The organism is Bacillus subtilis subsp. subtilis str. 168 (genome assembly GCF_000009045.1).
Lineage (GTDB): Bacteria > Bacillota > Bacilli > Bacillales > Bacillaceae > Bacillus > Bacillus subtilis.
Window position 1 is genome coordinate 696,138 of sequence record NC_000964.3, and the last position, 14,005, is coordinate 710,142.

Annotated in this window: 15 protein-coding genes and 1 other RNA gene; all 16 read left to right on the top strand. The window is 46.5% G+C overall.

Translation table 11 applies throughout. The features are described 5' to 3' along the window. Positions 1-57 precede the first annotated feature (57 nt). Positions 58-861, top strand: a complete 804-nt coding sequence (gene yebC / locus BSU_06380; RefSeq protein NP_388519.2) for a putative integral inner membrane protein — start codon at positions 58-60, stop codon at positions 859-861. A gap of 158 nt (positions 862-1,019) precedes the next feature. Next, entirely contained in the window at positions 1,020-1,187 is a 168-nt protein-coding gene (yebD, locus tag BSU_06390; protein ID NP_388520.3) for a hypothetical protein, read from the top strand. A gap of 213 nt (positions 1,188-1,400) precedes the next feature. Beyond that, the gene (gene yebE / locus BSU_06400) at positions 1,401-1,955 is read left to right on the top strand and encodes a hypothetical protein (protein ID NP_388521.2); all 555 of its coding nucleotides are present in this window, start codon (positions 1,401-1,403) and stop codon (positions 1,953-1,955) included. Continuing rightward, positions 1,955-2,152, top strand: a complete 198-nt coding sequence (gene yebG, locus BSU_06410; protein NP_388523.1) for a hypothetical protein — start codon at positions 1,955-1,957, stop codon at positions 2,150-2,152. The genes yebE and yebG overlap by 1 nt, the downstream gene beginning before the upstream one ends. A 79-nt stretch (positions 2,153-2,231) precedes the next feature. Next, positions 2,232-2,334: guanine riboswitch (gene gswD / locus BSU_misc_RNA_10), an RNA gene on the top strand. Positions 2,335-2,474: 140 nt separating this feature from the next. Then, entirely contained in the window at positions 2,475-2,963 is a 489-nt protein-coding gene (gene purE, locus BSU_06420; RefSeq protein NP_388524.1) for a N5-carboxyaminoimidazole ribonucleotide mutase, read from the top strand. After that, complete coding sequence (gene purK / locus BSU_06430) at positions 2,956-4,098, top strand: N5-carboxyaminoimidazole ribonucleotide synthase (protein NP_388525.2); 1,143 nt, start codon at positions 2,956-2,958, stop codon at positions 4,096-4,098. Before purE ends, purK begins: the two co-directional genes overlap by 8 nt. Beyond that, positions 4,095-5,390 (top strand): adenylosuccinate lyase, encoded by a 1,296-nt coding sequence (purB, locus tag BSU_06440; protein NP_388526.1) that lies wholly within the window; start codon positions 4,095-4,097, stop codon positions 5,388-5,390. The genes purK and purB overlap by 4 nt, the downstream gene beginning before the upstream one ends. Before the next feature lie 73 nt (positions 5,391-5,463). Beyond that, positions 5,464-6,189: a phosphoribosylaminoimidazole succinocarboxamide synthetase gene (gene purC / locus BSU_06450; protein ID NP_388527.1), complete on the top strand. Its 726-nt coding sequence runs from the start codon at positions 5,464-5,466 to the stop codon at positions 6,187-6,189. After that, positions 6,182-6,436, top strand: a complete 255-nt coding sequence (gene purS, locus BSU_06460) for a factor required for phosphoribosylformylglycinamidine synthetase activity (protein ID NP_388528.1) — start codon at positions 6,182-6,184, stop codon at positions 6,434-6,436. The genes purC and purS overlap by 8 nt, the downstream gene beginning before the upstream one ends. Continuing rightward, positions 6,433-7,116, top strand: a complete 684-nt coding sequence (purQ, locus tag BSU_06470; RefSeq protein NP_388529.1) for a phosphoribosylformylglycinamidine synthetase subunit I — start codon at positions 6,433-6,435, stop codon at positions 7,114-7,116. Before purS ends, purQ begins: the two co-directional genes overlap by 4 nt. Then, positions 7,100-9,328: a phosphoribosylformylglycinamidine synthetase subunit II gene (gene purL, locus BSU_06480; RefSeq protein ID NP_388530.2), complete on the top strand. Its 2,229-nt coding sequence runs from the start codon at positions 7,100-7,102 to the stop codon at positions 9,326-9,328. The genes purQ and purL overlap by 17 nt, the downstream gene beginning before the upstream one ends. Next, positions 9,304-10,734 (top strand): glutamine phosphoribosylpyrophosphate amidotransferase, encoded by a 1,431-nt coding sequence (purF, locus tag BSU_06490; protein ID NP_388531.2) that lies wholly within the window; start codon positions 9,304-9,306, stop codon positions 10,732-10,734. Before purL ends, purF begins: the two co-directional genes overlap by 25 nt. A gap of 101 nt (positions 10,735-10,835) precedes the next feature. Next, the gene (gene purM, locus BSU_06500) at positions 10,836-11,876 is read left to right on the top strand and encodes a phosphoribosylaminoimidazole synthetase (RefSeq protein ID NP_388532.2); all 1,041 of its coding nucleotides are present in this window, start codon (positions 10,836-10,838) and stop codon (positions 11,874-11,876) included. Next, positions 11,873-12,460, top strand: coding sequence for a phosphoribosylglycinamide formyltransferase (purN, locus tag BSU_06510; protein ID NP_388533.2), 588 nt, complete (start codon positions 11,873-11,875; stop codon positions 12,458-12,460). Before purM ends, purN begins: the two co-directional genes overlap by 4 nt. Next, complete coding sequence (purH, locus tag BSU_06520; RefSeq protein ID NP_388534.2) at positions 12,457-13,995, top strand: fused phosphoribosylaminoimidazole carboxy formyl formyltransferase; inosine-monophosphate cyclohydrolase; 1,539 nt, start codon at positions 12,457-12,459, stop codon at positions 13,993-13,995. The genes purN and purH overlap by 4 nt, the downstream gene beginning before the upstream one ends. Positions 13,996-14,005 lie beyond the last annotated feature (10 nt).

Below are 14,005 nucleotides of genomic sequence, written 5' to 3' on the forward strand. Positions count from 1 at the left end.
GTTTTATTTTCTTGCTGAATGGTATTCCGCCGTATTTTTTTGATAGGAGTTGCTGACATGACGGAAGAAAGAAAAGAAACGTTTGAAGAAGAAATTAACCAGAGTGAAAGAATAGATGCAGATGAAGAACCGCTATCGAGAATGTCCAGAAAGGCGAGCCGGCAAAGCAAGCAGAAGCAAAAACAAAAGCAGAAACCGCGCCAGGAACGCGGTGAATCAACTGTTAAAGACAAGCTTGCGTCTGTTTGGGCAGCCATCAACAGATATTGCGGTTTTGCGTTCTCGATTTTAAAATCTCCGGCGAAAACTGTCGTAACGGATGGTTTTTCTCATTATAAGTACGGTCTGATTTCAATGCTTATATTCAGTATCATTTTTTCAATTGGGAATTGGTTTCAGTTAAAGGCAAGCTGGAATCGGCCGCTCGGTTTCGGAGAACGCCATCATGCTTTCTATGACGGGTTTTTAGTTGTTCTTGTGTATTTGCTGATCTTTTTCGCGGTAATGGTCTTTGCTATATGGGCTGTCTCCCGCTATATGATGAAGCAGAAGGTGACGTTCAGAGAAGCGGCTGCCGTATTGGGTTCATTGCTTGTACCCGTAATTGCTGTTTCAATCCTTTGGCTGATCTTTGCGATCGTAAATATCCCAATGCTGACAGTACTGTTTACGGTGCTGATCTTGTTTTCCATCTTTTTTATCATCGCGCTGTATGTACAGCGTGTGTACCAGGCGGCACAAGATGCACCAATTGATTATATCTATTGTGTATTTGCAGTAGTTGCGATAGCGCTGCTGTTTACGGCAGTGACTTGGCCGTTTATTTCTGAATATATTACGGCGTCGTTGATTCCGCTTTAATGAAAAAACCGGCTAATCCTAGCCGGTTTTTTTATGTCACACTTTTTACAAATATATCTAAAAAACATAGTTGATTTGTAGGATTAACCCGTGTATGATGGGGAAAATGCTGAAAACGTCCAGCGCAAAAACCTTTATGTTTAAGGAGGATGATGGACATGGCTGATGTACTTCGCCGAGCAATTAACCAAAAGAAGCAATTTTTAAAAACCAAATTACTGCTCTCGGAATTTTATCAAGGAAGAGGGGAACAGCTTGCTGACTACACGCTGAGTGAGCTTGAGAAAGAATACAAGTCCCTTCAGAAAATGAAAAAAGAGATCTGACAATAGATATAAAGAGGTGAGTCTGCTGAAAAGCGGGCTTTTTTGTTTTGATTTTGAAAAGGCGAGAAAGAGGGTAAACTACTACTGTTCAACACATAAAAGCGTGTCGAAATATTTTGCTTAAGCTTACGGGCGAAGCTGATTGTAAACGGCTCATTTCTCTAGTAGAATATGAATGCTTTGTGCAAGCTGAAGAGTAGGGGGATGAATAAAATGATGCAAACCATCTTATCAAATGGGATAGCCATGGTTCTCATAATTCTCATTATTAATATTGTCTATGTGTCATTTTTTACGATAAGAATGATTTTAACGCTGAAAGGACAGCGTTATTTAGCGGCCGGCATCAGTACGATTGAAATACTGGTTTATGTGACAGGACTGAGTCTGGTGCTCGATAACTTAGACCAGATTCAAAATGTGATCGCGTACGCGCTCGGTTACGGTCTTGGCGTAATTGTCGGCATGAAAATAGAAGAAAAATTGGCGCTTGGCTATATTATGGTCAATGTGATTACGAAGGAGCTCGATCTTGATCTTCCGAAGCAGCTCCGTGAAAAAGGCTACGGCGTGACAAACTGGGTGGCAGGCGGGCTTGAAGGCGACCGCACAGCCCTTCAGATCCTGACGCCGAGAAGATATGAACTCCAGCTATATGATACGATTAAAACACTTGATTCAAAAGCCTTTATTATTGCGTACGAACCAAAAACAATCCACGGCGGCTTCTGGGTCAAAGCGGTGAAGAAGAGGAGAATTAAAGAATAATGGCAAAGCCGAAGAAGAAAAAGTTTGAAGTGACAGAGCAGCAAACGATTGATGCGGTGCTTCAGCAAATGAAAGAAGAAGGATATCTGCCTGTAAGGCGAATGGAAGAGCCTATTTTTATGGAAAAAAAGGAAAATGGGTCAATTCAGATCGTTCCGTGCGGGAAAAAAATCGTATTTGAAGGGAAATTGATCTAAAACACGAACATTAGTAGAATGAATTTTTGTATCGTTCGATAATATCGTTGACATTATCCATGTCCGTTGTTAAGATAAACATGAAATCAAAACACGACCTCATATAATCTTGGGAATATGGCCCATAAGTTTCTACCCGGCAACCGTAAATTGCCGGACTATGCAGGAAAGTGATCGATAAAACTGACATGGATATATCGCAGAAGCGAACGACTGACGATACATGTACCATGCCCGGTTTGTATTGCTTCCTCATAAGTGCAATGCAGAGCGGGTATTTTTTATTTTCTGAAAACAAAAGCATTAGAAGGTGGGGAACAGAATGCAGCCGCTAGTAGGAATCATCATGGGAAGCACTTCCGATTGGGAGACAATGAAACACGCATGCGACATACTTGACGAACTCAATGTTCCGTACGAAAAAAAGGTCGTTTCCGCTCACCGGACGCCTGATTTCATGTTTGAATATGCTGAAACTGCTAGAGAAAGAGGCATCAAGGTGATTATTGCCGGTGCCGGAGGAGCGGCGCATCTGCCAGGGATGACGGCTGCGAAAACAACACTGCCAGTCATTGGAGTTCCGGTTCAGTCCAAGGCGCTGAACGGAATGGATTCACTTCTTTCCATCGTCCAAATGCCTGGAGGCGTGCCTGTTGCGACAACATCCATCGGCAAAGCGGGTGCTGTGAACGCAGGCCTGTTAGCGGCGCAAATTTTGTCAGCATTTGACGAAGACCTTGCCCGTAAGCTGGATGAGAGAAGAGAAAATACAAAACAGACAGTGTTAGAAAGCAGTGATCAGCTTGTCTAAACAAATCATCTATCCGGGAGCTGTAATCGGCATTATCGGCGGCGGCCAGCTTGGGAAAATGATGGCTGTGTCCGCCAAACAAATGGGGTATAAAGTCGCGGTCGTTGATCCGGTGAAAGATTCGCCGTGCGGGCAGGTTGCGGATGTCGAAATTACCGCTCATTATAATGACCGTGAAGCGATTCGAAAATTGGCTGAAATCAGCGATATCATCACATATGAGTTTGAAAACATCGACTATGATGCGCTGCATTGGCTAAAAGATCATGCGTATCTCCCGCAAGGAAGTGAGCTGCTGCTTATTACCCAAAACCGTGAAACAGAGAAAAAAGCAATTCAATCCGCGGGCTGTGAAGTCGCACCGTACAGCATCGTCAAAACAAAGAATGAATTGAAACAGGCAGTACAGGAGCTCAGGCTTCCGGCAGTGCTGAAAACATGCCGCGGCGGGTACGACGGCAAAGGCCAATTTGTGATAAAAGAAGAGGCGCAAATGGAGCAGGCAGCCGCTCTGTTAGAACACGGAACTTGCATTCTTGAAAGCTGGGTTTCTTTTAAAATGGAACTGTCGGTGATCGTCGTTAGATCGGTAAACGGTGAAATTTCAACATTTCCGACAGCTGAAAACATTCACCACAACAATATTCTTTTCCAAAGCATCGTGCCCGCACGGGTAGAGAAAGGGATTCAGCAGAAGGCTGCTGATCTCGCAGTTAAGCTTGCAGATGAGCTTAACCTTGTCGGACCGCTTGCTGTTGAGATGTTCCTGACAGAGGACGGAGAGCTTTTGGTCAATGAACTGGCGCCAAGACCGCACAATTCAGGGCATTATACGCTGGACCTTTGCGAGACGAGCCAGTTTGAGCAGCATATCAGAGCGGTATGCGGGCTTCCGCTTGGGAAGACAGATTTGCTGAAGCCGGGCATGATGGTGAATCTTCTCGGCGATGAAGTGAAGCTTGTTGAGGAAGACCCGGAGCTTTTAAAAGAGGCAAAGCTATATATATACGGAAAACATGAAATCAAAAAAGGCCGCAAAATGGGGCATATTACATTTATGAAGCAGCCTGAAGACGAATGGATTCAGGAGATCACAAATAAATGGATGAATAGAGACGGAGGACAAGCAGAATGATCGAACGTTATTCAAGACCTGAAATGTCCGCGATTTGGACGGATGAAAACAGATTTCAAGCATGGTTAGAGGTTGAAATTCTTGCCTGTGAAGCGTGGGCGGAGCTTGGCGTCATTCCGAAAGAAGATGTAAAGGTTATGCGCGAAAACGCGTCATTTGACATCAACCGCATTTTAGAAATCGAAAAGGACACGCGCCATGACGTTGTCGCTTTTACGCGCGCTGTATCCGAATCACTGGGCGAAGAAAGAAAATGGGTGCATTACGGCTTAACGTCAACTGACGTTGTTGATACGGCTCTTTCCTACTTATTAAAACAGGCAAACGATATTTTGCTCAAGGATCTTGAGAGATTTGTTGACATTATAAAAGAAAAAGCGAAAGAACATAAATACACAGTCATGATGGGGCGCACACACGGCGTACACGCTGAGCCTACAACATTCGGCTTAAAACTTGCGCTTTGGCATGAAGAAATGAAACGTAATCTTGAGCGCTTCAAACAAGCGAAAGCAGGCATCGAGGTTGGAAAGATTTCCGGTGCTGTCGGCACATATGCGAACATTGATCCATTTGTTGAACAATATGTCTGTGAGAAGCTCGGATTGAAAGCAGCACCGATTTCCACTCAAACCCTTCAGCGTGACCGCCATGCTGACTATATGGCAACACTTGCTTTGATCGCGACAAGCATCGAGAAATTCGCTGTGGAAATCCGCGGACTGCAAAAGAGTGAAACACGTGAAGTAGAGGAATTTTTCGCGAAAGGGCAAAAGGGTTCATCTGCAATGCCGCATAAACGAAATCCGATTGGCTCTGAAAACATGACAGGCATGGCGCGCGTGATCCGCGGCTACATGATGACAGCTTACGAAAATGTTCCATTATGGCATGAGCGCGATATTTCTCATTCTTCAGCAGAACGAATTATTCTTCCGGATGCGACAATTGCGCTGAACTACATGCTGAACCGCTTCTCCAACATCGTGAAGAACTTAACGGTCTTCCCGGAAAACATGAAGCGCAACATGGACCGCACTCTCGGCCTTATCTATTCTCAGCGTGTGCTCCTTGCTTTGATTGACACAGGCCTGACTCGTGAAGAAGCCTATGATACAGTTCAGCCGAAAGCAATGGAAGCGTGGGAAAAACAAGTGCCGTTCCGCGAGCTTGTGGAAGCGGAAGAGAAAATCACGTCACGTCTTTCTCCAGAAAAAATTGCTGACTGCTTTGATTACAATTACCATCTGAAAAATGTTGATCTGATCTTTGAACGTTTAGGTTTAGCATAGAAGAAGCTTTTAGCGGCTTCTTCTAAGCCGCCGCAGTTTGAAAATTCCCAACATTCGGGTTAGGAGGCCTTCCGTGAATATTGTGAAGAATGAACTTTTATACGAAGGAAAAGCAAAAAAGATCTACAAAACCGATGACGAAAACACGCTGTATGTCGTGTATAAAGACTCCGCCACTGCCTTTAACGGCGAGAAAAAAGCAGAAATCAGCGGAAAAGGGCGCTTAAATAATGAAATTTCAAGCCTCATTTTCAAACACCTTCATGCTAAGGGCATTAACAATCATTTTATCGAGCGCATTTCGGAAACGGAGCAGCTCATTAAAAAGGTAACGATTGTGCCGCTTGAAGTCGTGGTAAGAAATGTTGTGGCAGGAAGCATGTCCAAACGTCTCGGCATTCCAGAAGGCACGGAGCTTGAGCAGCCGATTATCGAGTTTTACTACAAGGATGACGCGCTGGGTGATCCGCTCATCACAGAAGATCATATTTGGCTTTTGAAGGCGGCGACTCCTGAGCAGGTAGAAACCATTAAGTCCATTACAACAATAGTAAATGAAGAGCTTCAAAGCATCTTCGACGATTGTCATGTCAGATTAATAGATTTCAAGCTTGAATTCGGTTTAGATGCAGAAGGGCAAGTGCTTTTGGCGGATGAAATATCTCCTGACACATGCCGCTTGTGGGATAAAGAAACGAACGAAAAGCTGGACAAAGATTTATTCAGACGCAATCTGGGAAGCTTAACCGACGCATACGAAGAGATTTTCAATAGACTGGGAGGCATTCATCATGTATAAAGTAAAAGTTTATGTCAGCTTAAAAGAAAGTGTACTAGATCCACAAGGGAGCGCTGTCCAGCATGCCTTGCACAGTATGACTTACAACGAAGTTCAAGATGTGCGCATCGGGAAATACATGGAGCTTACCATTGAAAAATCTGACCGTGATCTTGACGTGCTAGTGAAAGAAATGTGCGAAAAACTTCTTGCGAACACAGTGATTGAAGATTATAGATATGAGGTTGAGGAGGTAGTCGCACAGTGAAATTTGCGGTGATTGTGTTACCCGGCTCCAACTGTGATATCGATATGTATCATGCTGTAAAGGATGAGCTCGGCCATGAAGTGGAATACGTCTGGCATGAGGAAACAAGCCTTGACGGCTTCGACGGCGTGTTAATTCCGGGAGGATTTTCTTACGGCGATTACTTAAGATGCGGCGCCATCGCCCGATTTGCGAATATTATGCCAGCTGTCAAACAAGCAGCGGCTGAAGGAAAACCTGTTCTTGGCGTCTGTAACGGATTCCAGATTTTACAGGAGCTTGGGCTGCTGCCAGGCGCAATGAGACGCAACAAAGATCTGAAGTTCATTTGCCGTCCGGTTGAATTGATTGTTCAGAACGACGAAACCTTATTCACAGCTTCCTACGAAAAGGGAGAATCGATTACAATCCCGGTTGCCCATGGTGAAGGGAATTTCTACTGTGATGACGAGACGCTTGCTACATTAAAGGAAAACAATCAAATTGCTTTCACATACGGCTCTAATATTAATGGAAGTGTCAGCGACATTGCCGGTGTCGTGAATGAGAAAGGCAATGTATTAGGCATGATGCCTCACCCTGAGCGCGCGGTCGATGAACTGCTTGGAAGCGCCGACGGTCTTAAATTGTTCCAGTCTATCGTGAAAAATTGGAGGGAAACTCATGTCACTACTGCTTGAACCAAGTAAAGAACAAATAAAAGAAGAGAAACTGTATCAGCAAATGGGTGTCAGTGATGATGAGTTTGCATTGATAGAATCCATTCTTGGAAGATTGCCGAACTACACAGAAATCGGAATTTTTTCTGTCATGTGGTCTGAGCATTGCAGCTATAAAAACTCAAAGCCGATTCTGCGTAAATTCCCGACAAGCGGCGAGCGTGTGCTGCAGGGGCCGGGGGAAGGCGCCGGAATCGTTGATATCGGTGATAACCAAGCGGTTGTGTTCAAAATTGAATCACATAACCACCCATCAGCTCTCGAGCCTTACCAAGGCGCTGCGACTGGCGTAGGCGGAATTATCCGTGATGTATTCTCAATGGGTGCACGCCCAATCGCTGTATTGAACTCTCTTCGATTTGGTGAACTGACTTCACCCCGCGTGAAGTACTTGTTTGAAGAAGTAGTAGCGGGTATCGCCGGATACGGCAACTGTATCGGCATCCCGACAGTCGGCGGAGAAGTGCAGTTTGACAGCAGCTATGAAGGAAATCCGCTCGTCAACGCAATGTGCGTCGGTTTAATCAACCATGAAGACATCAAAAAAGGCCAGGCAAAGGGTGTCGGCAACACAGTAATGTACGTAGGAGCGAAAACAGGGCGTGACGGCATCCACGGCGCTACGTTTGCTTCTGAAGAAATGTCAGACTCGTCTGAAGAAAAGCGTTCTGCTGTCCAAGTCGGCGATCCGTTTATGGAGAAGCTTTTGCTTGAAGCATGTCTGGAAGTCATCCAATGCGACGCCTTAGTCGGCATTCAGGATATGGGAGCTGCCGGTTTAACAAGCTCAAGTGCAGAAATGGCAAGTAAAGCCGGTTCTGGCATTGAAATGAATCTTGACCTGATTCCTCAGCGCGAAACAGGCATGACCGCGTATGAAATGATGCTTTCTGAATCACAAGAACGGATGCTTTTGGTTATTGAGCGCGGACGTGAGCAGGAAATCATCGATATTTTTGACAAGTATGATCTTGAAGCGGTTTCTGTCGGACATGTGACAGATGATAAAATGCTTCGCCTGACACATAAAGGAGAGGTTGTGTGCGAGCTGCCTGTTGATGCCTTGGCAGAAGAAGCACCGGTTTACCATAAGCCTTCTCAAGAGCCTGCTTACTATCGCGAGTTTTTGGAAACAGACGTTCCGGCTCCGCAAATTGAAGATGCGAATGAAATGCTGAAGGCCCTTCTTCAGCAGCCGACGATTGCGAGTAAAGAGTGGGTTTATGATCAGTATGACTACATGGTGCGCACGAATACAGTTGTCGCTCCTGGGTCTGATGCTGGTGTTCTCAGAATCCGCGGAACGAAAAAGGCGCTGGCGATGACGACAGACTGTAACGCGCGTTATCTCTATCTTGATCCTGAAGTCGGAGGGAAAATTGCTGTCGCTGAAGCAGCGCGCAACATCATTTGCTCAGGCGCAGAACCGCTTGCGGTGACAGATAACCTTAACTTCGGAAACCCTGAGAAGCCGGAAATCTTCTGGCAGATCGAAAAAGCGGCAGACGGCATAAGCGAAGCGTGCAATGTTCTCAGCACTCCGGTTATCGGCGGTAACGTATCGCTTTATAACGAATCAAACGGCACGGCGATCTATCCGACACCAGTTATCGGCATGGTCGGCCTAATTGAAGATACAGCGCACATTACAACACAGCATTTCAAACAAGCAGGAGATCTCGTATACGTGATCGGCGAAACAAAACCAGAGTTTGCCGGAAGCGAGCTGCAAAAAATGACAGAAGGCCGTATTTACGGCAAAGCGCCGCAAATCGATCTTGATGTAGAGCTGTCTCGTCAAAAAGCACTGCTTGACGCGATTAAAAAAGGCTTCGTTCAATCTGCGCATGATGTGTCTGAAGGCGGCTTAGGCGTAGCGATTGCGGAAAGTGTCATGACGACGGAAAACCTTGGCGCTAATGTGACTGTAGAAGGGGAAGCGGCGTTATTATTCTCTGAATCTCAATCTCGCTTCGTCGTTTCAGTGAAAAAAGAACATCAAGCTGCGTTTGAAGCAACTGTCAAAGATGCAGTTCATATTGGTGAGGTAACAGCTGACGGAATTCTGGCGATTCAAAACCAAGACGGACAACAAATGATTCATGCGCAAACGAAAGAGCTTGAACGCGTATGGAAAGGAGCTATCCCATGCTTGCTGAAATCAAAGGCTTAAATGAAGAATGCGGCGTTTTTGGGATTTGGGGACATGAAGAAGCCCCGCAAATCACGTATTACGGTCTCCACAGCCTTCAGCACCGAGGACAGGAGGGTGCTGGCATCGTAGCGACTGACGGTGAAAAGCTGACGGCTCACAAAGGCCAAGGTCTGATCACTGAAGTATTTCAAAACGGCGAACTCAGCAAAGTAAAGGGAAAAGGCGCTATCGGGCACGTTCGGTACGCAACGGCTGGAGGCGGCGGATACGAAAATGTTCAGCCGCTCCTCTTCCGTTCCCAAAACAACGGCAGCCTGGCGCTTGCTCATAACGGAAATCTTGTCAACGCCACTCAGCTGAAGCAGCAGCTCGAAAATCAAGGGAGCATCTTTCAAACCTCTTCGGATACAGAGGTTTTGGCTCACCTGATCAAAAGAAGCGGACACTTCACGCTGAAGGATCAAATTAAAAACTCGCTTTCTATGCTGAAAGGCGCCTACGCGTTCCTGATCATGACCGAAACAGAAATGATTGTCGCACTTGATCCAAACGGGCTGAGACCGCTATCCATCGGCATGATGGGCGACGCTTATGTGGTCGCATCAGAAACATGCGCATTTGACGTCGTCGGCGCAACGTACCTTCGCGAGGTAGAGCCGGGAGAAATGCTGATCATTAATGATGAAGGCATGAAATCAGAGCGTTTTTCCATGAATATCAATCGTTCCATTTGCAGCATGGAGTACATTTATTTCTCCAGACCAGACAGCAATATTGACGGTATTAATGTGCACAGTGCCCGTAAAAACCTTGGGAAAATGCTGGCTCAGGAATCCGCAGTTGAAGCTGACGTCGTAACCGGGGTTCCGGATTCCAGTATTTCAGCGGCGATCGGCTATGCAGAGGCAACAGGCATTCCGTATGAGCTTGGCTTAATCAAAAACCGTTATGTTGGCAGAACGTTTATTCAGCCGTCCCAGGCTCTGCGTGAGCAAGGCGTCAGAATGAAGCTGTCTGCGGTGCGCGGGGTTGTAGAAGGCAAACGCGTCGTGATGGTGGATGACTCTATCGTGCGAGGAACAACTAGCCGCCGGATTGTCACGATGCTAAGAGAAGCGGGTGCGACAGAGGTGCATGTGAAAATCAGTTCACCGCCGATCGCTCATCCGTGCTTTTACGGCATTGACACTTCCACACATGAAGAACTGATCGCGTCTTCGCATTCTGTTGAAGAAATCCGTCAGGAAATCGGAGCCGATACCCTCTCATTTTTGAGTGTGGAAGGGCTGCTGAAAGGCATCGGCAGAAAATACGATGACTCGAATTGCGGACAGTGTCTCGCTTGCTTTACAGGAAAATATCCGACTGAAATTTACCAGGATACAGTGCTTCCTCACGTAAAAGAAGCAGTATTAACCAAATAAAACTTGAAAAATGACATAAAGGCAGCGCAGTTCGGCTGCCTTTCTCTTTCTGCCCTCGTTCGGGGAGATATTTTGAAAAGCGCCTTAAAGGAGTGAATAGGATGTCTGAAGCATATAAAAACGCAGGAGTTGACATCGAAGCCGGATATGAAGCTGTAAAACGAATGAAAAAACACGTGGAGCGCACGAAACGGCTTGGCGTTATGGGCAGCCTTGGCGGTTTTGGCGGCATGTTTGACCTGTCTGAGCTTTCTTATCAAAAACCAGTTCTCATTTCGGGAACGGACGGTGTCGGCACAAAATTAAAGCTCGCTTTTTCCATGGATAAGCATGACACGATTGGCGTGGATGCTGTTGCAATGTGTGTCAATGACGTGCTGGCACAAGGTGCAGAGCCGCTGTTTTTCCTCGATTATTTAGCGGTTGGCAAAGCGGACCCAGTGAAAATTGAACAGATTGTACAAGGTGTTGCGGAAGGCTGTGAGCAGTCAGGTTCAGCCTTAGTCGGCGGTGAAACGGCTGAAATGCCGGGGCTCTATACAGCTGATGAATACGATATTGCCGGTTTCTCAGTCGGAGTGGCAGAAAAGGACGAAATCGTGACTGGAGAAAAAATTGAAGAGGGCCATCTGTTGATCGGCCTCAGCTCCAGCGGCCTTCACAGCAACGGCTTTTCCCTTGTCAGAAAAGTGCTTCTGGATGATGCGGAGCTGGACCTCGATACAACATATGAGCCGTTTGAACGCCCGCTTGGCGAGGAATTGCTTGAACCGACAAGGATTTACGTGAAGCCTGTGCTTGCCGCGGTCAAAAGCGGAAAAATCGACGGCATGGCGCACGTGACAGGCGGAGGATTTATTGAAAATATTCCGCGTATGCTTCCGGAAGGCTTAAGTGCGGAAATTGATCATGGCTCATGGCCGATCCCGCCGATTTTTTCTTTCTTGCAAGAGTACGGCAAGCTAAAGGAAGAAGACATGTTCAACGTCTTTAATATGGGTATCGGTTTTGTTTTGGCAGTCAAAGAAGAGCATCTGACAGATGTGATCGGAACGCTTGAAAGCCATGGCGAAAAAGCCTATTTAATCGGGCGTGTGAAAAAAGGTGAAGGCGTCACATTCGGCGGTGCGGCACTTTCATGAAAAAGTTTGCGGTATTTGCATCAGGAAACGGTTCAAACTTCGAAGCCATCGTCACGCGTTTGAAGGAGGAGAACTGGGATGCGTCAGCAGCGCTCCTCGTTTGCGACAAACCGCAGGCGAAAGTCATCGAACGGGCGGAAGCATTCCACATTCCATCCTTCGCATTTGAGCCGAAGTCTTATGAAAACAAGGCTGCATTTGAACAAGCCATCATTGAACAGCTTCGTCTTCACGAGGTTGAATTGATTGCTCTTGCCGGCTATATGAGGCTGATCGGTGATACGCTCCTTCAAGCATATGGGGGAAAAATCATTAACATTCACCCATCGCTTCTTCCGGCGTTTCCTGGAATCGACGCAGTCGGACAGGCGTTCCGGGCGGGTGTGAAGGTGGCCGGAATCACCGTGCATTATGTCGATGAAGGAATGGATACAGGTCCGATCATCGCTCAAAAGGCAATCGAAATTGATGAACATGATACATTGGAAACAATCGAACAGCGAATTCACAAGCTTGAGCATAAATGGTATCCGAGTGTGATTAAACAGCTATTAGGATTAAATAACAGAGGTGAAAAGGCATGACCATTAAACGTGCATTAATCAGTGTTTCAGATAAAACAAATCTCGTTCCTTTCGTAAAAGAACTGACAGAGCTTGGCGTTGAAGTCATCTCCACAGGCGGAACGAAAAAGCTTCTTCAAGAAAACGGTGTGGATGTGATCGGAATTTCTGAAGTGACAGGCTTTCCTGAAATTATGGACGGCCGGTTAAAAACCCTACACCCGAATATTCACGGCGGCCTTCTGGCGGTTCGCGGCAATGAAGAGCATATGGCGCAGATCAATGAACACGGGATTCAGCCGATTGACCTCGTTGTCGTCAACCTCTATCCATTTAAAGAAACGATTTCTAAAGAAGACGTCACGTATGAAGAAGCGATCGAAAATATCGACATCGGCGGACCTGGCATGCTGCGCGCGGCATCAAAGAACCATCAGGATGTCACGGTTATCGTCGATCCGGCCGATTACAGCCCAGTGCTAAATCAAATCAAAGAAGAAGGCAGCGTATCTCTTCAGAAAAAACGCGAGCTCGCGGCAAAAGTATTCCGTCATACTGCGGCATATGATGCACTGATCGCTGACTATCTGACAAATGTTGTCGGTGAAAAAGAACCAGAGCAATTCACTGTGACATTTGAGAAAAAACAATCGCTTCGCTATGGAGAAAACCCGCATCAGGAAGCAACTTTCTATCAAACAGCTCTTCCTGTCAAAGGCTCCATTGCGCAAGCAGAACAGCTTCACGGAAAAGAGCTTTCTTACAACAACATTAAAGACGCGGATGCTGCAGTTCAAATCGTTCGTGAATTCACTGAACCGGCTGCTGTTGCTGTGAAGCATATGAACCCGTGCGGCGTGGGAACAGGAAAAACGATCGCAGAAGCGTTTGACAGAGCGTTTGAAGCGGATAAAACATCTATCTTCGGCGGCATTATCGCGCTGAACCGTGAAGTGGACAAGGCAACTGCCGAAGCGCTTCACAACATTTTCTTAGAAATCATCATTGCGCCTTCATTCAGCCAAGAAGCGCTCGACGTCCTGACTGCGAAGAAAAATCTCCGTCTGCTGACGCTTGACGTATCCGCCGCTGTTCAAAAGGAAAAACAGCTGACATCCGTTCAAGGCGGGCTGCTGATTCAAGATTTAGATATGCACGGCTTCGATGATGCTGAGATTAGCATTCCGACAAAAAGAGAGCCGAACGAGCAAGAGTGGGAAGACTTGAAGCTTGCTTGGAAAGTCGTGAAGCATGTGAAATCAAATGCGATTGTTCTCGCGAAGGACAACATGACAGTCGGCGTGGGAGCAGGCCAAATGAACCGCGTCGGATCGGCAAAAATCGCAATCGAGCAAGCAGGGGAAAAAGCGAAGGGCAGCGCGCTCGGTTCGGATGCATATTTCCCAATGCCAGATACTGTCGAAGAAGCGGCAAAAGCGGGCGTTACAGCCATCATTCAGCCAGGCGGATCGATCCGAGATGAGGATTCCATCAAAAAAGCGGATGAATACGGCATTGCCATGGTATTCACCGGCATCAGACACTTCAAACATTAAGGGGATGAAA

Bases quoted from the DNA above. Each gene is read 5' to 3' on its own strand.
- yebE (NP_388521.2), top strand. From the start codon at position 1,401: ATGATGCAAACCATCTTATCAAATGGGATAGCCATGGTTCTCATAATT.
- yebC (NP_388519.2), top strand. From the start codon at position 58: ATGACGGAAGAAAGAAAAGAAACGTTTGAAGAAGAAATTAACCAGAGT.
- purN (NP_388533.2), top strand. From the start codon at position 11,873: ATGAAAAAGTTTGCGGTATTTGCATCAGGAAACGGTTCAAACTTCGAA.
- purB (NP_388526.1), top strand. From the start codon at position 4,095: ATGATCGAACGTTATTCAAGACCTGAAATGTCCGCGATTTGGACGGAT.
- purF (NP_388531.2), top strand. From the start codon at position 9,304: ATGCTTGCTGAAATCAAAGGCTTAAATGAAGAATGCGGCGTTTTTGGG.
- purE (NP_388524.1), top strand. From the start codon at position 2,475: ATGCAGCCGCTAGTAGGAATCATCATGGGAAGCACTTCCGATTGGGAG.
- yebD (NP_388520.3), top strand. From the start codon at position 1,020: ATGGCTGATGTACTTCGCCGAGCAATTAACCAAAAGAAGCAATTTTTA.
- yebG (NP_388523.1), top strand. From the start codon at position 1,955: ATGGCAAAGCCGAAGAAGAAAAAGTTTGAAGTGACAGAGCAGCAAACG.
- purH (NP_388534.2), top strand. From the start codon at position 12,457: ATGACCATTAAACGTGCATTAATCAGTGTTTCAGATAAAACAAATCTC.
- purL (NP_388530.2), top strand. From the start codon at position 7,100: ATGTCACTACTGCTTGAACCAAGTAAAGAACAAATAAAAGAAGAGAAA.
- purS (NP_388528.1), top strand. From the start codon at position 6,182: ATGTATAAAGTAAAAGTTTATGTCAGCTTAAAAGAAAGTGTACTAGAT.
- purM (NP_388532.2), top strand. From the start codon at position 10,836: ATGTCTGAAGCATATAAAAACGCAGGAGTTGACATCGAAGCCGGATAT.